28 protein-coding genes are annotated in these 25,272 nt (G+C 39.9%); 11 read left to right on the plus strand and 17 right to left on the minus strand.

Annotated features, from left to right (window positions below; all coding sequences use genetic code 11):
• The first annotated feature begins 82 nt into the window (after window positions 1–82).
• Complete coding sequence (locus DET59_RS04210) at window positions 83–580, plus strand: peptidyl-prolyl cis-trans isomerase (RefSeq protein WP_113968350.1); 498 nt, start codon at window positions 83–85, stop codon at window positions 578–580.
• Between the two features lie 95 nt (window positions 581–675).
• On the opposite strand, the gene DET59_RS04215 is transcribed toward DET59_RS04210, so the two are convergent.
• On the minus strand, window positions 676–2,004 hold the full coding sequence (locus DET59_RS04215; protein WP_113968351.1) for a PhoH family protein: 1,329 nt from the start codon (window positions 2,002–2,004) through the stop codon (window positions 676–678).
• Window positions 2,005–2,182: 178 nt separating this feature from the next.
• Here DET59_RS04215 and DET59_RS04220 point away from each other — a divergent pair, with 178 nt between their 5' ends.
• Window positions 2,183–2,785, plus strand: a complete 603-nt coding sequence (locus DET59_RS04220; RefSeq protein WP_113968352.1) for a YhcN/YlaJ family sporulation lipoprotein — start codon at window positions 2,183–2,185, stop codon at window positions 2,783–2,785.
• Window positions 2,786–2,835: 50 nt separating this feature from the next.
• Here DET59_RS04220 and DET59_RS04225 read toward each other — a convergent pair whose 3' ends face one another.
• Window positions 2,836–3,291, minus strand: coding sequence for a pyridoxamine 5'-phosphate oxidase family protein (locus DET59_RS04225; RefSeq protein ID WP_113968353.1), 456 nt, complete (start codon window positions 3,289–3,291; stop codon window positions 2,836–2,838).
• A gap of 189 nt (window positions 3,292–3,480) precedes the next feature.
• Here DET59_RS04225 and DET59_RS04230 point away from each other — a divergent pair, with 189 nt between their 5' ends.
• Together DET59_RS04230 and DET59_RS04235 are read left to right on the plus strand one after the other, a co-directional pair.
• A complete protein-coding gene (locus tag DET59_RS04230; RefSeq protein WP_113968354.1) occupies window positions 3,481–3,681 on the plus strand; it encodes a YlaI family protein in 201 nt (66 codons plus the stop codon).
• Complete coding sequence (locus DET59_RS04235; protein ID WP_113968355.1) at window positions 3,671–4,123, plus strand: hypothetical protein; 453 nt, start codon at window positions 3,671–3,673, stop codon at window positions 4,121–4,123. Before DET59_RS04230 ends, DET59_RS04235 begins: the two co-directional genes overlap by 11 nt.
• A gap of 49 nt (window positions 4,124–4,172) precedes the next feature.
• Here the strand turns inward: DET59_RS04235 and DET59_RS04240 are convergent, their stop codons facing one another.
• Both DET59_RS04240 and typA read right to left on the minus strand, forming a co-directional pair.
• Window positions 4,173–4,481, minus strand: coding sequence for a YlaH-like family protein (locus DET59_RS04240; protein ID WP_113968356.1), 309 nt, complete (start codon window positions 4,479–4,481; stop codon window positions 4,173–4,175).
• 22 nt (window positions 4,482–4,503) lie between these two features.
• The gene (gene typA, locus DET59_RS04245; RefSeq protein ID WP_113968357.1) at window positions 4,504–6,342 is read right to left on the minus strand and encodes a translational GTPase TypA; all 1,839 of its coding nucleotides are present in this window, start codon (window positions 6,340–6,342) and stop codon (window positions 4,504–4,506) included.
• A gap of 289 nt (window positions 6,343–6,631) precedes the next feature.
• Here typA and DET59_RS04250 point away from each other — a divergent pair, with 289 nt between their 5' ends.
• On the plus strand, window positions 6,632–6,817 hold the full coding sequence (locus DET59_RS04250) for a YlaF family protein (protein ID WP_113968358.1): 186 nt from the start codon (window positions 6,632–6,634) through the stop codon (window positions 6,815–6,817).
• Between the two features lie 45 nt (window positions 6,818–6,862).
• Here DET59_RS04250 and DET59_RS04255 read toward each other — a convergent pair whose 3' ends face one another.
• Window positions 6,863–7,660, minus strand: a complete 798-nt coding sequence (locus tag DET59_RS04255) for an inositol monophosphatase family protein (protein WP_113968359.1) — start codon at window positions 7,658–7,660, stop codon at window positions 6,863–6,865.
• A gap of 305 nt (window positions 7,661–7,965) precedes the next feature.
• Window positions 7,966–8,160, minus strand: coding sequence for a hypothetical protein (locus DET59_RS04260; protein ID WP_113968360.1), 195 nt, complete (start codon window positions 8,158–8,160; stop codon window positions 7,966–7,968).
• Window positions 8,161–8,339: 179 nt separating this feature from the next.
• Between DET59_RS04260 and DET59_RS04265 the strand changes: the two genes are divergently transcribed.
• Window positions 8,340–8,960, plus strand: coding sequence for a YktB family protein (locus tag DET59_RS04265; RefSeq protein WP_113968361.1), 621 nt, complete (start codon window positions 8,340–8,342; stop codon window positions 8,958–8,960).
• A gap of 65 nt (window positions 8,961–9,025) precedes the next feature.
• Here DET59_RS04265 and DET59_RS04270 read toward each other — a convergent pair whose 3' ends face one another.
• A complete protein-coding gene (locus DET59_RS04270; protein ID WP_113968362.1) occupies window positions 9,026–9,298 on the minus strand; it encodes a UPF0223 family protein in 273 nt (90 codons plus the stop codon).
• A gap of 31 nt (window positions 9,299–9,329) precedes the next feature.
• Window positions 9,330–10,286, minus strand: coding sequence for an NAD(P)H-dependent flavin oxidoreductase (locus tag DET59_RS04275; protein ID WP_113968363.1), 957 nt, complete (start codon window positions 10,284–10,286; stop codon window positions 9,330–9,332).
• Between the two features lie 287 nt (window positions 10,287–10,573).
• Here DET59_RS04275 and DET59_RS04280 point away from each other — a divergent pair, with 287 nt between their 5' ends.
• The gene (locus tag DET59_RS04280) at window positions 10,574–12,043 is read left to right on the plus strand and encodes an aminotransferase class I/II-fold pyridoxal phosphate-dependent enzyme (RefSeq protein ID WP_113968364.1); all 1,470 of its coding nucleotides are present in this window, start codon (window positions 10,574–10,576) and stop codon (window positions 12,041–12,043) included.
• Between the two features lie 95 nt (window positions 12,044–12,138).
• Here DET59_RS04280 and DET59_RS04285 read toward each other — a convergent pair whose 3' ends face one another.
• The 3 genes from DET59_RS04285 to DET59_RS04295 all read right to left on the minus strand — a co-directional run bounded on the left by DET59_RS04285 (window position 12,139) and on the right by DET59_RS04295 (window position 13,693).
• Entirely contained in the window at window positions 12,139–12,258 is a 120-nt protein-coding gene (locus DET59_RS04285; protein WP_113968365.1) for a GapA-binding peptide SR1P, read from the minus strand.
• A gap of 281 nt (window positions 12,259–12,539) precedes the next feature.
• Entirely contained in the window at window positions 12,540–13,379 is an 840-nt protein-coding gene (locus tag DET59_RS04290) for a polysaccharide deacetylase family protein (RefSeq protein WP_113968366.1), read from the minus strand.
• 65 nt (window positions 13,380–13,444) lie between these two features.
• Window positions 13,445–13,693, minus strand: a complete 249-nt coding sequence (locus DET59_RS04295; RefSeq protein ID WP_113968367.1) for a hypothetical protein — start codon at window positions 13,691–13,693, stop codon at window positions 13,445–13,447.
• 300 nt (window positions 13,694–13,993) lie between these two features.
• Between DET59_RS04295 and DET59_RS04300 the strand changes: the two genes are divergently transcribed.
• Window positions 13,994–14,389: a hypothetical protein gene (locus DET59_RS04300; protein ID WP_113968368.1), complete on the plus strand. Its 396-nt coding sequence runs from the start codon at window positions 13,994–13,996 to the stop codon at window positions 14,387–14,389.
• A 113-nt stretch (window positions 14,390–14,502) separates the two neighbouring features.
• Here the strand turns inward: DET59_RS04300 and lpdA are convergent, their stop codons facing one another.
• From lpdA to DET59_RS04325, 5 genes are all read right to left on the minus strand, one after another.
• Complete coding sequence (lpdA, locus tag DET59_RS04305; protein ID WP_113968369.1) at window positions 14,503–15,912, minus strand: dihydrolipoyl dehydrogenase; 1,410 nt, start codon at window positions 15,910–15,912, stop codon at window positions 14,503–14,505.
• Window positions 15,913–15,916: 4 nt separating this feature from the next.
• Complete coding sequence (locus DET59_RS04310; RefSeq protein ID WP_113968370.1) at window positions 15,917–17,278, minus strand: dihydrolipoamide acetyltransferase family protein; 1,362 nt, start codon at window positions 17,276–17,278, stop codon at window positions 15,917–15,919.
• 157 nt (window positions 17,279–17,435) lie between these two features.
• Window positions 17,436–18,413, minus strand: coding sequence for an alpha-ketoacid dehydrogenase subunit beta (locus tag DET59_RS04315; protein ID WP_113968371.1), 978 nt, complete (start codon window positions 18,411–18,413; stop codon window positions 17,436–17,438).
• A 3-nt stretch (window positions 18,414–18,416) separates the two neighbouring features.
• On the minus strand, window positions 18,417–19,532 hold the full coding sequence (gene pdhA, locus DET59_RS04320; protein ID WP_044337545.1) for a pyruvate dehydrogenase (acetyl-transferring) E1 component subunit alpha: 1,116 nt from the start codon (window positions 19,530–19,532) through the stop codon (window positions 18,417–18,419).
• Window positions 19,533–20,047: 515 nt separating this feature from the next.
• Window positions 20,048–20,707: a YkyA family protein gene (locus tag DET59_RS04325; protein ID WP_113968372.1), complete on the minus strand. Its 660-nt coding sequence runs from the start codon at window positions 20,705–20,707 to the stop codon at window positions 20,048–20,050.
• 334 nt (window positions 20,708–21,041) lie between these two features.
• On the opposite strand from DET59_RS04325, the gene def reads away from it, so the two are divergent.
• A complete protein-coding gene (gene def, locus DET59_RS04330) occupies window positions 21,042–21,596 on the plus strand; it encodes a peptide deformylase (protein ID WP_113968373.1) in 555 nt (184 codons plus the stop codon).
• 49 nt (window positions 21,597–21,645) lie between these two features.
• Here the strand turns inward: def and DET59_RS04335 are convergent, their stop codons facing one another.
• Window positions 21,646–22,416, minus strand: coding sequence for a Cof-type HAD-IIB family hydrolase (locus DET59_RS04335; protein ID WP_113968374.1), 771 nt, complete (start codon window positions 22,414–22,416; stop codon window positions 21,646–21,648).
• A 955-nt stretch (window positions 22,417–23,371) separates the two neighbouring features.
• Between DET59_RS04335 and DET59_RS04340 the strand changes: the two genes are divergently transcribed.
• Together DET59_RS04340 and rnjA are read left to right on the plus strand one after the other, a co-directional pair.
• Window positions 23,372–23,578 (plus strand): DNA-dependent RNA polymerase subunit epsilon, encoded by a 207-nt coding sequence (locus tag DET59_RS04340; RefSeq protein ID WP_113968375.1) that lies wholly within the window; start codon window positions 23,372–23,374, stop codon window positions 23,576–23,578.
• Window positions 23,579–23,581: 3 nt separating this feature from the next.
• Complete coding sequence (rnjA, locus tag DET59_RS04345; RefSeq protein WP_113968376.1) at window positions 23,582–25,249, plus strand: ribonuclease J1; 1,668 nt, start codon at window positions 23,582–23,584, stop codon at window positions 25,247–25,249.
• Window positions 25,250–25,272: the final 23 nt, after the last annotated feature.

Consider the following 25,272-nt stretch of genomic DNA (forward strand, 5'->3'; position numbering starts at 1 on the left):
CGTTGAAAATGCTTTCAGCTTTGTGTGACAAACCTTTAAATAACAGATATACTGATACTATCAGCGAGAGGAGGAGTCTCAAATGGAAAGCATAGTACCCATAAAAGGTAAGGTGAAATTCACAATAACCCTGGATTCCGGCGTTTGGATATTTGATGATCGAAAAGTGGATTTAACTACATATTTTGATGAAGTAAATGAGAAGATCGACGAATTGGAAGAATATACAAAAGCCGTATCCAAGCATTGGTCACGGGAAATTCAGGAAGGTGCAACCTATCCCCCGACACTAAAGACAGAGAAAAAGTATGAAAAGGAAAAGATTTTAAACGGTTCATTCGCTATTCCGTTTGCACCTTTTCTTACAAATGCGGAACCTCTCGAGAATGCGTTATCTCTTGTGATTGAAACAGAAACGGATGAACATCGCATGGATCTTGCACACGCAGATCAATTACTCATCGGGTTCTCAAAAGACGGAAAGCCACTAAAGGAAACTGGCCCCGTTCATATCTACTACAAAGACGGATCAAATAGAGAAACCCCCATTACCGATGTAAGAGCCTTTCGGGTAGAATAAGAACATCAAGAAAGCGCGATATTGATAAAAACCGGTCCAGGAACCCCTGAACCGGTTTTTTCATACGTTATTATTGTGTTTAAAATACGATTGTATTAAAGAAGATCAGCAGCAAGTTGAGCAAGGCCCGATCTTTCACCTTTCATGAGCTTAACATGCCCGGCCAGTTTTTGATCTTTAAATTTTTCTACCACATACGTTAAGCCATTATTGTATTCATCCAGGTATGGATGATCGATCTGAGCTGGATCTCCCATCAAAACGATTTTACTTCGCTCTCCCACCCTGGTTAAGATCGTTTTCACTTCATGTTTCGTTAAGTTCTGGGCTTCATCAATGATGATATATTGATCTGGAATGCTTCTACCCCTTATATAAGTTAAAGCTTCCACTTCAATTGAACCCATACCCGCGAGGATATCATCCAGCTCCCCAGGCTTCTTCGTGTTGAATAAGTATTCGAGGTTATCGAAAATGGGCTGCATCCAAGGTCTGAGCTTTTCTTGTTTTTCCCCTGGAAGATAACCAATATCCTTACCTACCGGGACAATTGGACGAGCCACAAGCAGTTTATTGAATTTATTGAAGTCCTCTGTCTGAAGGAGACCTGCGGCCAAGGCAAGCAGGGTTTTTCCGGTCCCGGCTTTTCCAATCATGGTGACCAGCGAAATATCATCTCTCAGTAACAGTTCAGTTGCCATTGTTTGCTGAACATTGCGGGCCTTGATTCCCCACATATGCTCTTGGTCATAGACCAGCTTCTTCACTTTAAGACCTGATGCATCCACCATTCCAAGCGCCGAAGCAGAGCTTCCGAGAGCATCCTTCATAATGAGGAATTGATGGGAATAAAATCGTTGTTTCGTTATATCGGTAAGGGTGAGTTCCCCTTTATCATAAAATTTGTCCAGTAACTCTCTCTCGGTGTACAGTTCAATAAAACCTGTGTAAATATCGTTTACCTCGATGACCCGGTCACTCAGAAAATCCTCTGCCTGTAATCCCAACGCATCAGCCTTTACCCGAACGAGGGTGTCTTTACTAACCAGAATGACCGATTTCCCATCCTTTTTCGCTTCTTCTTCGAGAGATAAGTTTTTTGCTACGGCAATAATCCTGTTATCGTTTGTTTTCTCTAAAAAGATTTCCTGAAGCTGCTGAAATGAGCGGTGATTTAGTTCAATCCTTAGTGATCCTCCCGTATATAGGGGGATTTTTTCATGAAGTTTTCCTTGTTGCCGTAAATTATCTATCAGCTTCGATACATGTCTTGCGTTTCTTCCGATTTCATCCATATAACGCTTTTTGGAGTCCACTTCTTCTAAAACGACTGCAGGTATAACCACCTCATTATCTTGAAACGAAAAGATGGCTTGTGGATCTTGTAATAAGACATTGGTATCTAATACATAAATTTTATTCAAATCGATGCCTCCTGCTCCTGATTTCTTATTACTATTGTATGTAGCCAATGTTGATCCGGTTATTCCCAGCTACTCAAATAGGACGGCCCGTTTCTTAAAATATATGAATAAACGTATAAAGATAGAAGAAAATTACACAATAAGAAAAGATATTGATTCTAAATCGGGAGGTATTCACATGTTTAAACTCATCTCTCTACTTGTGGTAACCATCATTCTTGGTGCCTGCGCCAATAAGAATGAGGTCGGGTATGATAATGATTCAAACAGTAACAACAGTAAACCGATCACTGTACAGGATAGCAATATCCAACATACTGAACGAAAATCAGGACAGCAAATTTCAAGGCATTTAGTTGACCTGACGACGAGTGTACCAGATGTTAAAGACGCAACAGCTGTAGTATTTGGTAAATATGCGTTTGTTGGAATAGATATCGATTCCGACATTGAGCGCTCACAAGTCGGTTCAATCAAATATTCTGTAGCAGAAGCTCTTCAAAAAGACCCATATGGTGCAGAAGCCATCGTCATCGCTGACCCGGATCTTTATGCCCGTTTGAATGAAATCAGCAAAGACATTCAACGGGGTGAGCCTGTCCAGGGGATTATGAACGAACTGGCTGACATATCCGGCAGGCTAATGCCTGAAATCCCTCGATCGTTAAAGCAAGCAGATCCAGAAAATGCTCCGAATGAACCAAAAAAGAAAATGAATAACACCAAAGAGAAACAACTTAGGGAAAAACAGGAAAATCAGACTTACGATAAGATTGAATAATCCTTTAGATCACTTAACAATATGAGAAAAAGCCATGAAAAAGCTTAGTACTAAGCTTTTTTCATGGCTTCAATTACTTGACGGTCCAAACGGTCCGCGGCCGCCTTATCATATGTCTTCACATAGGCAGGTTCTGTCGATATTTTCGATCCATAGAACATGACATCTCTTACTTCATTGATAGCAAGTTTAACAAGAGTCAGCTTTAAAGGCACTCCTACCAGTTTTTCCTCAGAAACCCCTGCTTTTCCGCTTATGGAATAGGTTGATTCATTTGCTATCAGATTCACAACGGCAAGTGGATTGCTCTTTAAATTTGCGACAATCCGGGAGCGTTGATCAACAGCAAATAACAATGTGTGTTCGTCCTTTGCATAAATCCAAGAGATCGCACTTACATTTGGTCCATGCGTTTGGTGATCAATTGTCGCGAGTGTAACAAATTTTTCTGATTGAAGTTCTTCAAAAAGTGCAGGAATCAAGCTGGGTTCCACTTGGTTAGCCATACAATCCCCCCTTATGCAGACTCATTTTTTCTCTGTTAGTGTTTCATTTCATTCTTGATTCACCTTGATTATACTATACCAAATTCTATTGTTAAAAGCATACAGGAAAGTTAAATAAAGCGTTTGACTATACTACATGATATACTAAAAAGACTAGACTTATGATTAGAACAAATTGAGGTGTAATGTATGAGAGTAAAATGTGCTCTATGTGAAGTGATAGAAAGTATTGATGATTATTCCTTACAAGCGAAGAAATTGCGTAACCGGCCCATTCATACCTATATGTGTGATAAGTGTCATGTTCGTATTAAAGAAAAGACGGAAGAACGTGTGTCGAGTGGGAATTTCAGGTTTTACCGTTCTCCTCAAGTAGAAGATGACTTTTAGACAAATCGGTTCAGGAACGCTTATTGGTCTTGTTTCCGGTACCTTGTTAGGATTGTTTCTAAAATGGATGCAAGTATTAACTGGCATCAAGGTATACGTCCTGTTATTGAATGTGGATTTCATCCCTGGCTTCGGTAATAAAGACCTGCCTGAATGGGTGGAGTGTTTGTTTCACTTGGTTATTTCATGTGCGATCGGGGTAGTGTTCGTGTACATGATGGAAAAGCTGAAAGTTTCTAGTAGTGGCTCTTGGCTTCTCTCCCTTGTGCTGACAGTCCCGACTGTGTTTCTGTATTTCCCTCTTTCGCACCTGGCAATTAAAGATGTACCCGGTCTAATGTATGGTGAGGCAATTTTCTTATGGACAGCTGGACATATCCTCTACGCTCTGTCTTTACCCCCACTATTTCATCTATTTTCTGCACGAGGTTCATCCACATAACGAAAAAAAGCTGTAGTCTCATTCATTAGAGACTACAGCTTTTTTCAGCTTAAAACGTGCCTTTTTTCTTCTCGTTCGTTAGTCGAATCTTATAGATCACTAAGATAAGAGCTGCAACGACCAGACCTTCTGCTACTGGTAAAAAGATACCCAGAAACGTTAATACGGTACATCCCAGAATAAGAAAAGAATAAATCAATATTGATTTCATCACCGGCAGTTTCTTCGCAAAACCGAGCTTATAAACTAAGATTGAGAGCCCTACTATGGTTATATAAAGCAACCACATACCCATTTCCGCGTTCTGATCAACACGATAAAGGGATGCGAAAAAGGACAAACGCTCAGTTACATCCATTTCCTACTCCCCCTCACTTAGTTTATTGAGACACCTTGCTCTTCTTTTCTGCTCTTTCACGTTCATTCTTATCAAGAATCTTTTTACGAAGACGGATCGATTCAGGAGTTACCTCACAATACTCATCATCGTTTAGATATTCAAGAGATTCTTCTAAAGTCATGATTCTTGCCTTTTTAATGGTTACGGTTTGATCCTTGTTAGCCGAACGAACGTTTGTCGCTTGTTTAAGCTTTGTGATATTAACAGTAATATCATTTTCTCTTGTGTGTTCCCCAACGATCATTCCACCATAAATTTCTGTACCGGATTCAACGAAGATAATACCGCGATCTTCCACTTGCATGATTCCGTATTGTGATGCTTTCCCTGTTTCCATAGAAACAAGTACACCTTGACGACGTCCGCCAACGCGTCCTTTTTGCAGGGGCTGATAGCCGTCGAATGTGTGGTTGATGATTCCATATCCACGAGTAAGAGTCATAAACTCCGTTGAATAACCGATTAATCCACGTGCAGGAACCATAAACATTAAACGGACCTGTCCGTTACCGTTGTTTACCATATCAAGCATTTCGCCTTTACGTTGACCAAGTGATTCGATTACCCCACCCATGTATTCTTCAGGGATGTCAATTTGAACACGTTCTACAGGCTCACTCTTCACGCCATCGACTTCTTTGATGATAACCTGTGGTTTAGATACCTGTAATTCGTAGCCTTCACGACGCATGTTTTCAATAAGGATGGAAAGGTGAAGCTCACCACGACCTGAAACCGTCCATGCATCAGGTGAATCTGTCGGTTCAACACGTAAACTTACATCCGTTTGAAGCTGAGCCAATAAACGTTCTTCAATTTTTCTTGAAGTAACAAATTTACCTTCTCTACCCGCAAATGGACTGTTGTTCACCAGGAATGTCATTTGAAGTGTAGGCTCGTCAATACGAAGAACAGGAAGTTGATCCTGATGTTCAACAGGACAAACCGTTTCACCGACATTAATATCTTCCATTCCGGAAACAGCGATTAAATCACCCGCTTTTGCTTCTTGGATTTCTTCACGTTTTAATCCGAAGAAACCGAAGATTTTTGTTACACGGAATTGTTTAACAGAGCCGTCAAGCTTCATTAATGCTACCTGTTGGCCAACCTTCATTGTCCCTCTGAATACACGTCCGATTCCGATTCGACCAACGTAATCATTGTAATCGAGCAATGCAACTTGGAATTGCAGTGGATCTTCAGAGTTGTCTACTGGTGCAGGAATATGCTCAATGATCGACTCATATAGACACTGCATGTTTTCGTCTTGTTTTTCCGGATCCGGATCTGTACTTGCTGTACCGTTGATAGCTGAAGCATAGACAACCGGGAATTCAAGCTGTTCATCATTTGCATCCAGTTCAATGAATAATTCCAGAACTTCATCGATTACTTCTTCCGGACGTGCTGAAGGCTTGTCAATTTTATTTACAACTACGATAGGTGTAAGGTTTTGCTCAAGTGCTTTCTTAAGGACGAAACGAGTCTGAGGCATACAGCCTTCATACGCATCTACTACTAGTAAAACACCATCTACCATTTTCATGATACGTTCAACTTCTCCACCGAAGTCAGCATGTCCTGGTGTATCAAGAATGTTGATACGAGAATCTTTATATTGAATCGCCGTATTTTTCGCTAAGATCGTAATACCGCGTTCTCTTTCCAAATCATTTGAATCCATCGCGCGTTCAGAAACTGTTTCATTTTCGCGGTAGATTCCAGATTGCTTTAAAAGCTCGTCTACTAATGTCGTTTTCCCGTGGTCAACGTGAGCAATAATAGCAATATTTCTAAGGTCATTTCTTAATTTCATATTTCCACTCCTGAATATTGGATTTCTTTATACTATTAAAGATAATATATTTCAGTTCAACTAGACCATTATATCACAGCATATAGAAAAGCCCTAATAAATATTTCATAAAGCCTTTTCTCCCCCCCTAAAAGTTTCCATAATAACTTCAATCACAACGAGTTACCTCTTTGTCTACTCTACCCATTGCACATTATCGAATTGATAGGTAAACTTTAATTGGAAGAGCTATTATGGTTTTAATCTAATGAGGAAAATGATTTTTTTCATTTTATTTGGAGGTTTTTTCTTGGGGAATATTAAATGGATTTTTGTATTATTTTCTATATTAGCGGCTGTTTCTCTAATGGGAATCGCAATTTCAATCAGTTTACAAAGCATCCTGCTTGCTATTGTCAGCTTCATTTTTCTATTTATAGTGATGGGATTCGGTTTCAAGACAAAGAAGAAATATCGTGATGAAGGACGATTGTAGATTAAAAAGGGGAGACGAAGCAATGAAATTGCCCGTCTCCCTTCTTTATTTCTTTCGTTCAAGATAATCAGTCAAGATGGTTTGGTGCAGTCCGGGCTTTCCTACAAACAGCGAACTTTTATTCAACGGATTCAGGGGATCCCCATTAAGATCAGTTACAATTCCCCCAACCTCTTCAATCATAATTTTCCCGGCTGCAAAATCCCATGGAGCCAGGCGCATTGTTAAGTAAGCATCCAATCTACCTGAAGCGACATAAGCCAATTCAATGGCTGCCGATCCATAGGACCGTGTTCCCCTTACATCCTTCACGAGTGGTTCAAGAATTGTTCGGTCAATCCGTTTATTCTCAGTCACCCACAGTGCATTTAAAGCTACAATGGCATCTTGAACCGGAACTGGAACAAGCTCCGGCAGCTTCACATCATTCATATAAGCTCCGTGTCCTTTATTTGCAAAATACAGCTCATCATGGACGACATCATATATGTATCCCAATTTACCTTCTTCTCCATCATAGATGCCGATAGAGATGGCAAAATTTCGTTGTTGATGAACAAAATTCATCGTTCCATCGATTGGGTCGATTATCCACGTGATACCTGATAACTCCTTAAAGTCATCGCCATATCCTTCTTCACCGAGGATTTGATGATCCGGGTACGTATTACGGATATTTTCAGTAAAGAAATGTTCTGTCGCTTCATCCATATCGGTTACCAAATCGTTTCGATTCGACTTCGTCTTAATATTCAACTCTGTCTTGAATGATTGACGAATTCTTTCTCCGGCTTCCCGTATCCACGATCTAACATTGTGATCTAATTCCGTCCAATTTGTCATTGATCATTAGCCTCCAATTTATGTAACGAAAATCTTATTACTAATATGGTCGTTTTCATTAAATACGACTCATAATCATCCTTTAAACAAGAGCCATAATTTACTACTACTCCCTTAGCTAAATAGCTTAATGGAAATGAAAGGCTGTTTCAAGTTATTCACCTTGTACTGCAGTATTAGACTGATCCTAATCACAGGTCTTTATTAATACCCACAAAAAAGCGAACTCTCTATGCCTATGAGCTCGCCGTTCAACAGTTGAATTTTGACAATATACTTTATACCCACTAGAAAGGATTAAAGCTTTATAAGGCCTTCATTTTCATTAATTCTTCCCGAATACTCATGAGTTTCTGTTTGGACTTGGTCTGGGTTTCTTTATTCTTCATTTGAATTGCTTCGAACAATACAGCTAATTCATAATCCATTTCAAGTCTTAATACATTCATTCTTTGCTGCTGGACATCACGTTTTTTAGAAGTGTTCATTACTTGTTTCATGGCCATACACCCCTTCCGAGTTTTCAATTTATCTGATTGTTCTGATAATATTTACTACATGTTATGAAGTATCATCCAATCTTGTAACTAAAATGTGCAGTCACCCATAGATAAATCGATTCACTACAAGCTTGTACCTCATTATGTTAAGATATTGGTGGTTATAAGGAGGATACAACATGAAATTTAATGGTTTCACACAAGAAGATTTCCAAGTTTTCACGATTAATGGGTTAGAAGATCGAATGACTGCCATCCAAGAACAGATCAGACCCAAACTTGATTATTTAGGCGATCATTTCGCACCCACTTTAAGCGCATTAACAGGAACGGAGATGTTTTACCATGTGGCTAAACATGCACGTCGATCGGTAAACCCTCCTGATGATACCTGGGTTGCGTTCGCGAACAATAAACGGGGTTATAAAAAACATCCACATTTTCAGATAGGTTTATGGGAAACCCATGTTTTTATCTGGTTCGCTATGATCTATGAAGCCCCAAATAAAGTTGAATTCGGTAAAAAAGTTGAAGAAAATGCAGATAAGATAAGATCAATGATTCCTGGTCACTTTGTTTGGTCCGGAGATCATACAAAGCCGGATGCCACTCCTTTTTCTTCCATGTCACAAGATGAATTCATCGCTTTAAGTGAAAGAGTACAGAATGTTAAAAAAGCTGAACTTCTATGCGGACTTCATCTCGACCGGGATACAGCTGTCAAGCTGAATGGTGATGAATTCATCCAAGAAGTTAACAGTGCCTTTGAAACACTTTTACCCCTTTATAAAATGAACTAAACCATATCACGGTTGGGAAAAATGCAGAAAGAACGACTGCCAAAAATGGCAGTCGTTCTATTCGTTTAGTTCATTGAAATTTTGTCAGACTCCTGAAGCTCCTTCATCTTCTTTACTACACGATAGGAGGAATAGCCACTGGATTCTTCAAATTCATTGCATATTCTCTTTTCATCTGCTTTACCGGGAACGATTTCTTTAAAACGCTTATACCGATTCATAAGGTCATCTCTAGAGACACCTTTTTCATAAGCTTTCTCGATTGCTTCGAAAAAGGCAATAACGTCGATGACTTCTTCTGTTGACCAGTCTATATCAAAAGGATATTGATATTCCATTGTTTACAACAACTCCTTGAATGATGATGTGTTAATTCCATTTCTTCCGGATGCCCTCTGCTTGAGAGATCATTCGTTGAATGAGATCTTTAACCGATGGGACGTCATTGATCAACCCCATCACTTGTCCTGCCCACGCAAACCCTGCGTCTACTTCCCCATCGTAAATGTATCGTTTATTGGCTTCACCGCTTATGTATGCTTTTAATCCTTCATAGCCAGCGTTCGATGTTTCAGCAGCCAGTATCTGTTTGGTCCAAGAGTTTGAAATGGCCCTTGCCGGTGCCCCTAAAGATCGTTTGATGACTACTGTACCATTCTCGTCCCCTTCAATCAAGGTACGCTTATAAACTTCAGAAGCATGTACACATTCCTTTGTAGCAATAAATCTCGTACCCATCTCAACTCCCTCTGCACCAAAGCTGAGACCAGCCATCAATCCCCTTCCGTCCCCAACGCCTCCGGAAGCAATGACCGGAATGGAAACGGCATCCACCACTCCGGGAATCAAGACGAATGTACCAATATCATCTTTCCCCAGGTGACCTCCTCCTTCTTGACCAACAACCATCACTGCATCCGCACCCAGCTCTTCCGCTTTGATTGCCTGCCTTTTCGAGGCGACCAATACAAGCTTAACTATGTCCATTCCCTGGAGTTGCTGAAACAGGGGAGTCGGGTTCCCTCCAGTAACGGATACGACCGGCACCTTCTCTTCAATGGCAACGTCAACAAACTCGTTAAAAGGGCGTCCATGTTGACCTATGGCAAAATTCACCCCAAAAGGCTTATCTGTTAATGACCTTACCATTAGAATTTCTTCTCGTAACTGTTCAGGATTGTCTAAAGACATGGCAGTGATCTGGCCAAGTCCACCCGCATTCGACACCGCCGCTGCCAGCTCTGCATACGCCAGATGTGCAAGCCCTCCTTGTATAATTGGATATTGAATGTTTAATAACTCTGTTACCCTCGTATTCCAATTCAATTGAATCCCTCCATTCACTGAACTATTCTCGGTAAAGGGGGGAAAATCCTTTTCTTATTGGGAGTATTACAAAAAGAGAGGCTATAAAGCAGCATGATCTATGGCGGTAAAATAACAATGGATGGTCATATGCCACTATGCAAAGATTTTCTTAAGTGCTATAATTCATTTGTTTGTTGAAAATATAGTGAGAAAAGTTATGAAATCATGAGCAAGATCCTATATAATAATAACTTTAGCGTGGCTATTAAATTTGCTATTAAGAATTTAAAGAGGTGTTGAATGAATTGTCTCAGAATGAAACGCCGTTATTTTCCGGCTTAATTGATCATAGTAAAAAAAATCCCGTCCAATTTCACATTCCCGGTCATAAAAAAGGTGCAGGTATGGATCCTGAGTTTAAGGATTTTATTGGAGAAAATGCCCTTTCCATCGATTTGATTAACATTGGTCCTTTAGATGATTTACATCAGCCTAAGGGGATGATAAAAGAAGCTCAGGACCTTGCAGCCGAAGCGTTTGGTGCCGATCATACCTTCTTCTCTGTACAAGGAACGAGTGGTGCCATCATGACCATGGTCATGAGTGTATGTGGCCCTGGAGATAAGATCATTGTTCCCAGGAACGTCCATAAATCCGTCATGTCTGCCATTGTATTCTCAGGAGCCACTCCGATCTTTATCCACCCGGATATTGATGAAGACCTGGGTATCTCTCACGGAATCACAACAGATGCCGTAGCAAAAGCATTGGAACAAAACCCGGATGCCAAAGGTGTTCTGGTCATCAATCCTACTTATTTCGGAATTTCGGCAGATCTCAAAAAGATTGTAGAAATTGCTCACTCGTATAATGTTCCAGTACTTGTGGATGAAGCTCATGGCGTTCATATACATTTCCATGACGAGCTCCCCCTTTCAGCAATGCAGGCAGGTGCAGATTTAGCGGCTACCAGCGTACACAAACTTGGCGGCTCTATGACTCAGAGCTCTGTCCTTAATATGAAAGAAGGGCTTGTTTCATCGAAACGGGTACAAACGATTTTAAGTATGTTGACGACCACTTCGACTTCCTACTTATTACTGGCTTCCCTCGATGTTGCCAGAAAACGTCTGGCCACCGAAGGTCGTGAGCTCATCACCAAGACGATTGAACTGTCACAGGATATGAGAAGACAGATCAACGAAATTGACGGTTTATACTGTGTAGGAAAAGAGATCCTCGGAACGAAAGCCACCTATGCCTATGATCCGACAAAGTTGATTGTGTCAGTGAAAGATTTAGGGATCAGTGGATTTGATGCTGAGAAGTGGCTGCGGGAAGCTCATAACATTGAGGTTGAGATGTCTGATCTTTATAACATCCTTTGCATCATCACTCCTGGTGACACCGAGGTTGAGGGAAATCAGTTGGTCATGGCTTTAAAAGAGCTTGTCACGAGTCTCAAGAAACAGGGAGAAATGATACCTGTTAAAGTCATGCTCCCTGATATACCTGTTCTCTCCATTACTCCCCGGGATGCTTTTTACGCAGATACCGAGGTCATTCCGATTGATGAATCCGTCGGGAGGACAATCGCTGAATTCATTATGGTTTATCCTCCGGGAATTCCGATTTTCATTCCTGGTGAAATCATCACACAGGAAAACATCAACTATATTAAAACCAATATAGAAGCAGGTCTTCCTGTACAGGGACCTGAAGATTATGATTTACGTCACTTGAGAGTCATTAAAGAGCATAGAGCGATCAGGTAACAAAAAAAGGATGAAGAAGGCCCCACCCTTCTTCATCCTTTTATTTATAAGAACCCCTTTAAGACAATTACACTCCCTGCTCCCCTTGGCAGGTATCAGTCGTCTAATTCTTTATCGTCGTTGCAATCACAGCAGTTAGAGAATAAAACAGAAACCTTCTCATCCTCATAGTGATCGATAGTGATAAGGCATGATTGACATACAATTGTTCCCATCTTTTTTCCTCTCCTTCACGTTGTTTTTTGTAAACGCTTTATCTTATCTGTTTCTATAATAATATAACACATTTAAAATATCAAGCCTAATTTGTATAACATATTTAACTTTTTATCCTCTCAATCAATCATACTATTAAACATTAAACTATATGTAAGTGTTTTCATTATCATACCTGATTTTTAAGTGATTTTTTTGCTCAACTGCCTTTGGACGGGGAAGAAAAACAAATAAAAAAAGATGCGCGAAAGAAGGGCTTCTTTCACGCATCTCATTAGCATTATTCAACGGTCTTTATTCTATTTGGATCCAAGGTTTCATACCCCTTATCCCGCAGGCCCTTTACAATATCGGATAAACCCTCGCTCGTCCACGTGCGATCATGCATGAGCAGGTTTGCCCCATCATTCAGGTAAGGGCTATTAACCATAATATCGATGATTGCTTCTTTGTTCTGATATTGCTTTTCCCAATCATATCCGTATGTCCAGTTCATTAGTGACATCTTTTCTTCTGCTGCTACTTGTCGGCTATAGTCAGTATTCTGACCAAATGGAGCCCTGAAGAATTTAGGTCGTTCCCCAATGATGGATTCAATAAGATCATTCAGCGACACAATTTCTTCTTTTTGTTTTTCAGGAGAGATTTCTTTCAGACTGCTGTGACTAAATGTGTGATTACCAATCGCAAATCCCATATCATGAATCTTTTTTAAAGTCTCTTTTTCTTCTGGTGTATCAAGAAAATGACCATTAACAAAGAAGATAGCCGGAGCATTCAGTGCTTTGAGATCATTTGCCATCTGTAAGGCATGTTGATCCGGTGCATCATCGATCGTAAGGAGGACCACTTTTGGATTTGCATCACCTATAGGATTAATGCTCCAATTGTTTTCATTGATCGTATAATCCTTTGATTGAACTGCCTCTTCTGAGGGCTCAGATGTTTCTTCTTGCTCAGTATCATTTTTTGGTGAAGCGCTACCCTCACTTGTCTTCTTGTTCTCTTTATCCACTTCAGACTGTTCAGGCTTCTTGGCTTCTTCATTGGTGGTTGTTGATTCACTCGAGCATGCTGTTAATAGTAGTAGGGTTAATCCAGTTGCTAAAATCTTTTTCATGTCAATCACCTTTCCGTATTCACTTTGAATATTTTAACATATTTTTAAGCGAATCTGGGAAAGAATTAAAATATTTCCAGTATATTTTCAAATACAACTTTAAAGGCAAAAAAGCATGTTAAACTGAACGACGTAATAAACAAGGTCAACTTTCTTGACTGAACGATTTTCTTCGCAGCAATAAACGCCAAGTAAAAAAATATAACAAACATGATCCACTTATATCCTAAATGATCCTTATCGGACATCCATTCAGCTATATAAAAAACACTCCATAAAATCATTTGTACCAAAAAAGCAATATACGATTTCATGTTCATTACATCCTTTAAATGATTTATTTTAAACTTCCTTCTTTTTATTTACCCCGATTCATGGATTAAAACCTAAAGATTATTAGATAAAGGCAAGGAGCAGCCTTCGATCATCGTATTATTATAGTATATTCTTTTAAGATTACTTTCATTATGTATGTCTTTTCAATTATGTAACATTTCAATGACTTGACCCTTTAATGATTTTCCTTATGATAAAATGTGACGTAAGAACGGTTCAAAAGTCATTTATTTACAAATCCAAAGTTCATAGCATCGTTTAAGAAAAGAGGATGTTGTATGAAACATATACTCGCTTTAGCAATACTAATCATTTCCACGATGTTGTTTTTGACTTCATGTGATTATATTTCTTCCAACAAAGTTGTTTTAGCAGAAGATCAGTTTATAGAAAAACAGGTTATCTTTTTTACCGATGAACGAAACGTTTCTAAAGAAATACCCTACTACGATGCAATCATTGAACTGAAAAAACAGTACCCTGATAGCCTTAAACGTTTAAAGGTAGTGAGCCTTAATAACGAAGCACCCAATAAAATAGCAGAATCTCCCCCGACTTCACCAGCAATCGTTGTGGTAGAAAACAATCAGATCATATGTAAAGTGGAAGGCAATATTACTAAAGAAGACATTATAAAACCCGTTTCAAGTGCAATTGAAAGTTGGGATCAATAATTTTCGAAATAAAAAAGGGATTGAAGCAAAAAAACGCTTCAATCCCTTTTTTATTGTTCCCGATAGTAAAAGGAGTATCCCGGTTTGCCGGGATACTCCTTGATTAACTTATATTATTTTACGATGTGAATCGGGCTTCCCATAGCAACTTCTGCTGCTTCCATGGAAATCTCACCTAGTGTTGGGTGAGCATGAATAGTCATTGCAACGTCTTCAGCTGTCATACCGGATTCAATAGCAAGTCCAAGTTCAGCAATCATGTCTGATGCTCCTGCACCAACAATTTGTGCACCGATAATTAAACCGTCTTCTTTACGAGTTACAAGCTTCATGAAACCATCTGTAGCATTAAGTGCCAATGCACGACCATTAGCCGCGAATGGGAATTTAGCAGCGATTACTTCGATGCCTTCTTCTTTCGCTTGAGCTTCAGAATAACCTACTGTAGCTAATTCCGGATCTGTGAAGCACACAGCTGGAATACCAAGGTAGTCGATTTCCGCTGGTTCACCAGAGATGACTTCAGCAGCAATTTTACCTTCGTAAGAAGCTTTGTGAGCAAGTGGTGGTCCATCTACGATGTCACCGATCGCGAAGATGTTCGGGATGTTCGTGCGGCATTGCTTATCAATTTTTACAACTCCGCGGTCAGTCATCTCGATTCCTACTTCTTCAAGACCGATTTCATCCGTATTCGGGCGACGACCTACCGTTACTAGAACGTAATCAGCTTCAACAGATTTCTCTTCGCCTTTTACTTCATATTTAACGACAACGCCGCTGTCACTTTCTTCAACGCCTTTAGCCATGGCCTTGGTAACAACCTCTACGCCTTTTTTCTTAAGATCTTTTTTCACAATTGCTGTCATTTGCTTTTCGAATCCGCTAAGAATATCGTCAGCACCTTCTAGGATTGTTACTTCTGATCCAAGATTTGCGTAAGCAGTTCCAAGCTCGGTTCCGATGTAACCTCCACCGATTACAACAAGCTTGCTTGGGATCTCTTCTAATGCAAGAGCACCTGTAGAATCAAGTACGCGTTTTGAGAACTTGAAGCTAGGGATTTCAATTGGGCGTGAACCTGTTGCAAGGATCAAGTTGTTGAACTTGTATGTTTGGGCAGAGTTATCATCCATCACGCGAAGTGTATTAGCATCTACAAGATAAGCTTCACCACGTACGATTTCTGCTTTGTTTCCTTTTAGAAGACCTTCAACACCGCCAGTTAATTTCTTAACAACGCCAGCTTTCCACTCTTGAACCTTATCAAAGTTCACTTTTACGTTTTCAGCAACGATACCCATGTCATCAGAATGTTGAGCATTGTGAAAACGGTGACCAGCTGTGATCAAAGCTTTAGATGGGATACAACCAACGTTTAAGCATACTCCACCTAAATTTTCTTTTTCAATGATTGTTACTTTTTGTCCCAGTTGTGCTGCACGGATTGCAGCTACATATCCTCCAGGACCTGAACCGACTACTATCGTATCTGTTTCAATTGGGAAATCTCCTACTACCATTGTATTACGCCTCCATTAATAATAATTCTGGATCGTTCAACAAACGCTTGATATGGTTAAGTGCATGTTGAGCAGTAGCTCCGTCGATCATACGGTGATCGAAGCTCAATGATAATGCTAACACAGGTGCTGCTACAATTTCACCATTTTTAACTACAGGTTTTTCTGCAATACGTCCAACTCCAAGAATTGCAACCTCTGGGTGGTTGATGACCGGAGTAAACCATTGTCCACCGGCTGAACCAATATTAGTGATTGTGCATGAAGCACCTTTCATTTCATCACCAGAAAGTTTACCATCACGAGCTTTTCCAGCTAGTTCGTTAATTTCATTAGAAATTGAGAACATAGATTTACGATCAGCATTCTTCACAACAGGTACTAATAGACCTTTGTCAGTATCTGCAGCGATACCAATGTTGTAATAATGTTTTTGAACGATTTCGCTCGTTGAATCATCAATGGATGTGTTTAGTGCAGGGTATTCACGTAAGGCACTTGTTAATGCTTTAACGATGTAAGGTAAGAACGTTAATTTCACACCTTTTTCAGCTGCAACTTCTTTGAACTTCTTACGGTGAGCCCAAAGTTTCGTTACATCGATTTCGTCCATTAATGTTACGTGAGGAGCTGTATGTTTAGAATTTACCATTGCTTTGGCAATTGCTTTACGCATACCACTCATTTTCTCACGAGTTTCAGGATATTCACCCTCTGGAGCTTTTGGTGCAGCCGCTTTAGAATCAGCTTCTGGTGCTTTTTCTTCTGTTTTCGCTTCTTCAGCAGTTTCAGCCGGCTTAGAATCTCCGCTTAAGAAAGCATCGATATCTTCTTTAACGACACGTCCGTTTTTACCGGAACCGGATACTTGGCGAATTTCCACACCGTTTTCTCTCGCATATTTACGAACGGAAGGCATAGCGATGACACGCTTATTAGGATCAACTTCTGCGTCAGCATTTTGCTTTACACCTTCAGATTTCTCTTCGGCAGCTTCTGGTGACGCTTCTTTCTTAACATCCCCGCCCTGTTCTGCGGTACCTTGAACTTGACCTTCTGTTTTCTCTTCAGCTTTAGGAGCTTCTTTCTTCTCTCCATCGTCTCCTTTGAACTGAAGATCTTCGTAACCGGGAGCATCGAACTTAATCAGTGTATCACCTACAACTGCTACAGTACCTTCGTCAACAAGAAGTTCTTCAACTGTTCCTGCTACCGGAGATGGAATTTCTACTACTGCTTTATCATTTTGGACTTCACATAGTACATCGTCTTCTTCAACTTTATCGCCAGGCTTAACAAACCATTTTACGATTTCACCTTCATGAATACCTTCACCAATGTCTGGTAATTTGAATTCGAATGACATGGATTCTACCTCCTGTATTGAATAATGATTAAAAATAGATGAATGTAAGCATTATCTCTGTCTAATTTTCTTATATCTATAATTGGAAAAGAGAAGGGTGGAATACCCTTCTGTTTTCATTTGAATATTAAGGAGGAGCTTAAATACTCCTTACCCATTAAAAGTTAAGTACTTTTTTCGCCGTTTCAAGAACATCTTTGTGGTTTGGTAACCAGATTGGCTCCGCTTGGGAGAAAGAGTACACTGTATCAGGCGCCGCTACACGAAGTACCGGGGCTTCGAGGCTAAGAATTGCACGGTCATTGATCTCAGCAACAACGTTCGCTGCAATACCGGCTTGTTTTTGAGCCTCTTGAACAACAATGGCACGGTTCGTTTTTTCAACAGATGCCATGATTGTATCGATATCCAGTGGGCTGACTGTACGTAAATCGATTACTTCAACTGAATGACCTTCTTTTTCAAGCTCTTCAGCCGCTTTTAATGATTCGTGTACCATAGCTCCGTAAGTGATGATGGAAAGGTCTGTACCTTCACGCTTCACCTCGGCTTTACCAAGTTCGATCGTGTACTCCTCTTCTGGAACCTCTTGACGGAATGAACGGTATAATTTCATATGTTCCAAGAAAATGACAGGGTCATTATCTCGAATGGATGAAATTAATAAACCTTTAGCGTCGTAAGGTGTTGATGGAATAACAACTTTCAGACCAGGTTGCTGGGCCATCAATCCTTCCAAGCTGTCCGCATGAAGTTCTGGAGTATGTACTCCACCACCGAATGGGGAACGGATTGTGATTGGAGAAGTATACGTTCCACCTGAACGGTAACGCATACGCGCCATCTGTCCACTTACTGAATCCATTACTTCATATACGAAACCGAAGAATTGGATTTCCGGTACTGGACGGTACCCTTCTAATGCTAAACCGATTGCTAAACCACCGATTCCTGATTCTGCTAGTGGAGTATCGAATACACGGTCTTCACCGAATTCTTTCTGAAGTCCTTCCGTTGCACGGAATACACCACCGTTTAGACCTACGTCCTCACCAAAAACTAAAACGTCTTCGTTGTTGCGTAGCTCTGTGCGCAGTGCATCAGTGATCGCTTGAATCATTGTCATTTGCGCCATGGCTTATTTCGACTCCTTTTCTTTGTAGATTTCTAATTGTTCTTTCAAGTTGTAAGGAAGCTCTTCATACATATTGTTAATGAAATCAGTAACTTTTTGTTTAGGAGTTCCATCTGCTTCTTTAATAGCTTGTTTGATATCTTCTTTCGCTTCTTCGATCACTTCGTTTTCTTTCTCTTCACTCCATAATCCTTTACCTTCCAGGAATTTACGGAAACGCACCAATGGATCTTTCTTTTCCCAGTCTGTATCCATTTCTGAAGTACGGTAACGAGTTGGATCATCACCAGCCATTGTATGTGGTCCATAACGGTAGCAAAGTGTTTCGATCAATGAAGGACCTTCACCATTCACAGCACGATTACGAGCCTCTAATGTAGCTGAATACACGGCTAATGGATCCATTCCATCCACTAATATACCAGGGATACCAGCTGCAACTGCTTTTTGAGCAATGGTACGGCCTGCTGTTTGTTTATCACGAGGTGTTGAGATTGCGAACTGGTTGTTTTGAACAACGAAGATCGCTGGAGCTGCGTACGCACCTGCAAAGTTGATTCCTTCGTAGAAATCACCTTGTGAAGATCCACCATCACCTGTATATGTAACGGCAACAGCTTTCTTACCACGTTTCTTAAGACCCAATGCCACCCCGGCAGTTTGGATGTATTGAGCACCGATGATGATTTGAGGTGATAATACATTCACTCCTTCTGGAGGCTGATTCCCTTTAAAGTGTCCACGTGAGAATAAGAATGCTTGAGCTAACGGAAGACCGTGCCAAACGATTTGTGGAACATCACGATATCCAGGCAGGATCCAATCTTCCTTCTCCAATGCAAAGTGAGAAGCAATTTGTGATGCCTCCTGTCCAGCTGTTGGTGCGTAGAAACCTAAACGTCCTTGACGGTTCAGGGAGATTGATCTTTGATCAAGAATACGAGTATAAACCATACGACGCATTAATTCCTGCAGATCCTCATCAGAGATCTCCGGCATTGCGTCTTCGTTTACTACTTCGCCTTCTTCGTTCAAAATTTGGAACATTTCAAACTTGTCTTCAATTTGTTCGAGCGTCTTAACTGCATCGAATTGAGCCTTCTTTGATTTAGAAGCCATCGAAGTCACCTATCCTTTCTTTATACATTTATTTTGGTTTTTTACATACAAAGTTTAGATTACCCAAATTCAGTATGACCTACTACAATACTTGTGGATACACACTATTACTAGTTTTCCACAAATACCAAGAAAGAAAACCCGAAATTACATTCGAGCTTATCTGTATCAGTCATAATTTCACAATGACTAATACAATCCATGAATACCTTTACTAGTTTACAATATAGAAATTCAGGAAGTCAACGACAAAGTATTATAAATTCCTGTTTCCGATTGACCCCGGAATTTTTTCCTGCCAATTCTTTTCAAAACTGTATCAATACTCATTCAAACTCTGTTATATATAAACACCTGAGACAACTTCATCTGTTATAGAGTAAGGATGCTCCTGATCTCCTATATTACATGATGATCTTGTGAACTATTAGGAATGAAGATCAATATGGTAGGTCAAAAGACAAAAAAAGTGATGGACGAGGAAAACTTCCTCGTCCATCACTTTTTATCATCCTTTATTCTGAATCTTTCACATCAAGCCCGGCGCTTGAATAAAATTTTTGTTTAAGATTATTGAATTCTTCTGTCTTTTTATTATATTCCTCATTATAATTCACTATTTTTTCATATTGGTCATTAATAGAGGAAATTTGTTTCTCAAGCTCTTCCATTGTAAGTTCTTTCTTTTTGAACATATTATAAAGTTCTTTATCCAGAGACAGCACCTCCAGATAAGAAGATGTTAGCTTTTCATGAAGCTGATAACGCTCTTCCATCGTTTTTTTCAGCTTTTCTGCTTCCTTTTTAAGCTCTTGGCTTTCTAACTTATCAACATATTCGTCTGCTTTCGCAAACTCTTCCTCTGCTTCACTCATGGACGTACGTTCTTGATCGATGAATTCTTTTCTTTTTTTGATGTTGTCCAGAGCTTCATCGGAAAGCTTTACAATTTGGTCAAACTCTTTCATCCCAAGATCCATAATCTTAGTATAAATCTCTTTTTCTTTTTCTTCTAATTCTTGAAGAGGTTTTTGAACTTCAACATACTGACCTTCTTTAGATACTGTTTCTTCAAGAACATTATACATCTTTTCTTCGGGTGAAGAACCACCGACACAGCCCATTAGTACAAAGATAGCGGCTCCTAAAATGAAAGCAAAACGAAATTTCGACACAACTAGATCCCCCTTAACTATTTACCACCTTCTACTATATCTATGTCTACAACATTTGACAATAGGGATTTACAACTGTGGAAAAAAATGTCGATTAGACTATTCTTCCTATAAAAATGAATATGTCATTTACCCGGTGAGTATTCCACCTTATAATAAATCTCATTCATTAACTTTTCCGGAGTAAAATGATAGACTATTATCATACATAATAGATAATTTTAATGAATAAAGTAGAGGAGTGATTGATCATCCGGCCCTGTCTGTAAGTATTCTTTAAAGACAAGTTACGCCTTTTGATTCATATCTCTGCCGTACCCGAGGAGGAAAAACAATGATTACGATGAATGACATCATCCGTGAAGGTCACCCTACATTAACAATGGTGGCAAAGGAAGTGGCTATCCCACCATCACAAGAAGATCAGGAAACATTAAGAAGCTTGTTAGAGTATGTAGTAAACAGCCAAAATCCTGAAACGGCAAATAAGTATGGGCTTAGACCCGGGATTGGTCTTGCTGCACCTCAAATCAATATTTCTAAGCGGATGTTAGCTGTGAATGTGACAGACAATCAAGGTAAACTATACAGCTATGCTTTATTTAACCCGAAGATTATCAGTCACTCAATCGAGAAAGCTTATTTAACATCAGGTGAAGGATGCTTGTCGGTAGACAGAAATGTCCCCGGATTTGTTCCCCGTTATGCCAGAGTGACGGTTAGAGGGTGGGATGTTGATGGAAACGAAGTGAAGCTGCGTTTAAAGGGACTCCCTTCCATCGTGTTCCAACACGAAATCGATCATTTGAATGGGATCATGTTCTACGACCATATCAATCCGAATAATCCTTTCGAGCCGATCCCGGATGCGATTGCCATAGAAAGATAATATAAAAAGACTTCTTCCCGTAATCAGAAGAAGTCTTTTTTGTTGTTCATTATATTAATTCAAGTTCCTTCAAACCATGATATATCCCATCGTCATCGACGTGTTTCGTAATCAAATTTGCATGTTTTTGTACTTCTTGCACAGCATTCCCCATAGCAACACCGGTACCGACGGATTGAATCATTTCAATATCATTTAATCCGTCTCCAAACGCATATACATCTTCCATTTCAAAACCGAGCTTCGCGATCATCTTTTTGATGCCTTCCGCTTTCGAACCACCTTTTGGCAGGATATCCATGGAAAATTGATGCCAGCGTATGAACGTGAAGTCATTGTATTTCTCCCGGTAAAAGCTCTCATCTTCCTTTGTACAAAATAACAATGATTGATAAATATCTCTATCCTTATAAAAATCCGGAGCATAATCGGGATGGGGAAATTTCAAACTTCCCATACTCTCTTCTATATATTTATGATGTTTCAGGTTTGACTTCATCGTTTGATGATTTAAGTGAACCACCGGATGCTCATTTGTATACGCATCCTTTAGTAACTCTTCTAACTTTTCGATTTTTAAAGGGTTTGTGTAGATTACCTCATTTTCAAAAACCACATACTGCCCATTAAAGGAAACAAAGGACTCGATTCCTAATTCTTCTCTCAGGCTCTCGTACATGAATGGAGCCCTGCCAGTTGCAATGGCTACATAAGTACCGTTGGATTGTAAGGTTTGGATGGCTTCTTTCGTTGCTTGAGGCAGCTTCTTATCGTGGTCAAGCAGTGTACCATCTATATCGAAGAAAACTATTTTAGACATATCTGATCTCCTTTTCATACGTAATCGATCATCTGTTTTACCCGTTGTTTAAGGTAATCCTTTGTGGCATAAATGTCAATGAATGAGCATAGACGCTTCCTTTTACCAAACTTAACCATGTAAGAGATTCAATAAATTCCGTACAATATAAGTAAGACAACAGAGACTTCGGTATTATCTTTCCTTTACTTCAAAGGAAAATCTCGGTAAACTATTGATAAGGAGTGATCCACCATGTTAAAAAAGCTCAGAAAGAAGCTTTTAAAACAGTGGAAAGAATTGCTTAGAAAAAAAACGATTGCATAGTATTTCATGCTGCCGGACGAACGTAAGCAGTCACACTACTAAAATACATGCAATTCGGCTATACTTTCATACGTTTACACAATTAATAAGGGACTGATGCCACTAGTGAGCTTTTTCGTCTCCATTGGTTCAGTCCCTCTTCTCTATTTTTGTAATGTTTTAATGAAGGATTCTCGCAAAAACTTTATTTACACGAGAGAATCCTTTATAATTTATAGCATACATAAACAAGTTGATTCATCCCTACTTAAATGATAGGGTCATTTAAAAGAGTTAGAGTGAGGACCGTAGGCTATGGTGAACTCTCGTGAAGGATACATTCCACTCGCCTTTCATTCATATCGAAAGGTCGCCCTGTGTTAAGGAAATGATTCATGGATCAATCGTTTTTTTACCACAGGGCGTAAAAGAGCCATATATGAACATAGTAACTGTTCAGACCATAATGGTATATCCATACCTATTAGCAGGGAAGCTAGCCCTCTAATGTCCAGCTCCAGCGTCAAGCCCTATTCGTCATGCCATATCCCTCTAGCGGAGACTGGTATTATGCCTAGAGGTGCCTAGACGCCGCTTATGTTAGTTGATAACTTTTTTATCATAGATGAAAGTTAGATTTTTTGAAAACGGATAAGGAGAGAGAAAAGACATGATTTTTAAAGTATTTTATCAAGAAAGTAAAGCAGAAGTGCCTGTTCGCGAATGCACTCAATCTCTTTACATGGAAGCAGATTCAGAACGTGAAGTACGTCTGAATTTAAAAGACAAACCGTATAACATTGAATTCGTACAAAAGCTAGAGGGCGCTTTTTTAGAGTATGAAGAAAACCATCATTCTTTCGAGTTGGAGCAATAATCCATGAAATTTGTCAAGAATGACCAAACCGCAGTATTTGCCCTTGGCGGTTTAGGTGAAATCGGTAAGAACACATACGGCGTACAATTTCAAGACGAAATCATCCTGATCGATGCGGGAATCAAGTTCCCTGAAGATGAACTTCTCGGTATCGATTACGTAATCCCGGACTATACGTATCTGGTGAAGAATGCGGATAAAATCAAAGGCCTTTTCGTGACACACGGACACGAAGACCATATTGGTGGAATCCCGTATTTACTGCGCGAATTAAACATCCCGATATACGGCGGGAAGCTCGCACTGGGACTTATTAAAAACAAGCTTGAAGAGCACGGTCTATTAAGAAATGCGAAACTAAATGTCATTCAAGAAGATGACATCATTAAATTCCGCAAGACGTCCGTAACCTTCTTCAGAACGACTCACAGTATTCCGGATTCATACGGAATTGTTGTGAAAACACCACCTGGTAATGTTGTACACACAGGTGACTTTAAATTTGATTTCACGCCGGTTGGTGAGCCCGCGAACTTAACCAAAATGGCTGAAATCGGAAAAGAAGGCGTACTTTGTCTTCTATCTGATAGTACGAACGCTGAAGTTCCAAACTTCACAATGTCGGAACGTAAAGTCGGAGAAAGCATCAATGACATCTTCCGCAAAGTGGACGGCCGTGTAATATTCGCTACATTCGCTTCTAATATTCACCGCCTTCAACAAGTGGTGGAAGCAGCTGTCTTTCATAATAGAAAAGTCGCTGTTTTCGGAAGAAGCATGGAAGCGGCCATTACGATCGGTCAAGAATTAGGGTACATTAACGCCCCTAAAGATACATTCATTGAACATAACCAAATAAATCGATTACCTGCGAATGAAGTCGCGATATTATGTACAGGTTCCCAAGGTGAACCAATGGCTGCATTATCAAGAATCGCAAACGGTACTCACCGTCAGATTCAGATCCAGCCCGGGGACACCGTTGTATTCTCTTCTTCACCGATTCCTGGAAATACGATCAGTGTAAACCGCACAATCAACCTGTTATATCGTGCTGGAGCAGAAGTCATTCATGGACCATTAAGTGATATCCATACATCTGGTCATGGTGGACAACAAGAAATGAAGTTAATGCTCCGCCTGATGAATCCAACCTTCTTTATGCCGATTCATGGTGAATTCCGCATGCAGAAGATGCACGCTCAGCTTGGTGTAGATTGTGGAGTACAGTCTGAAAACTGCTTCATAATGGACAATGGTGAAGTTCTTGCATTAAGCAATGACTCCGCACAAGTAGCTGGGAAAATCCCTTCTGGAAACGTCTATATCGACGGAAGCGGTATAGGTGATATCGGTAATATCGTACTTCGCGATCGCCGTATCCTTTCAGAAGAAGGCTTAGTCATCGTTGTTGTAAGCATCGACATGAAAGATTTCAAGATTGCTTCCGGCCCGGATCTGATTTCAAGAGGATTTGTGTACATGCGTGAATCAGGTGACCTTATCAATGAAGCCCAAACGCTTATTTCTAAACATCTGAACAAAGTTCTTGAGAGAAGAACTTCTCAATGGTCAGAAATCAAAAATGAAATCACAGATACACTGGCTCCATTCTTATATGAAAAAACAAAACGACGTCCTATGATTTTACCAATCATCATGGAAGTCTGATCTATCAAAAAAGAGGCTGACCT

The organism is Rossellomorea aquimaris (assembly GCF_003315075.1).
GTDB classification, from domain to species: Bacteria; Bacillota; Bacilli; order Bacillales; family Bacillaceae_B; genus Rossellomorea; species Rossellomorea aquimaris_C.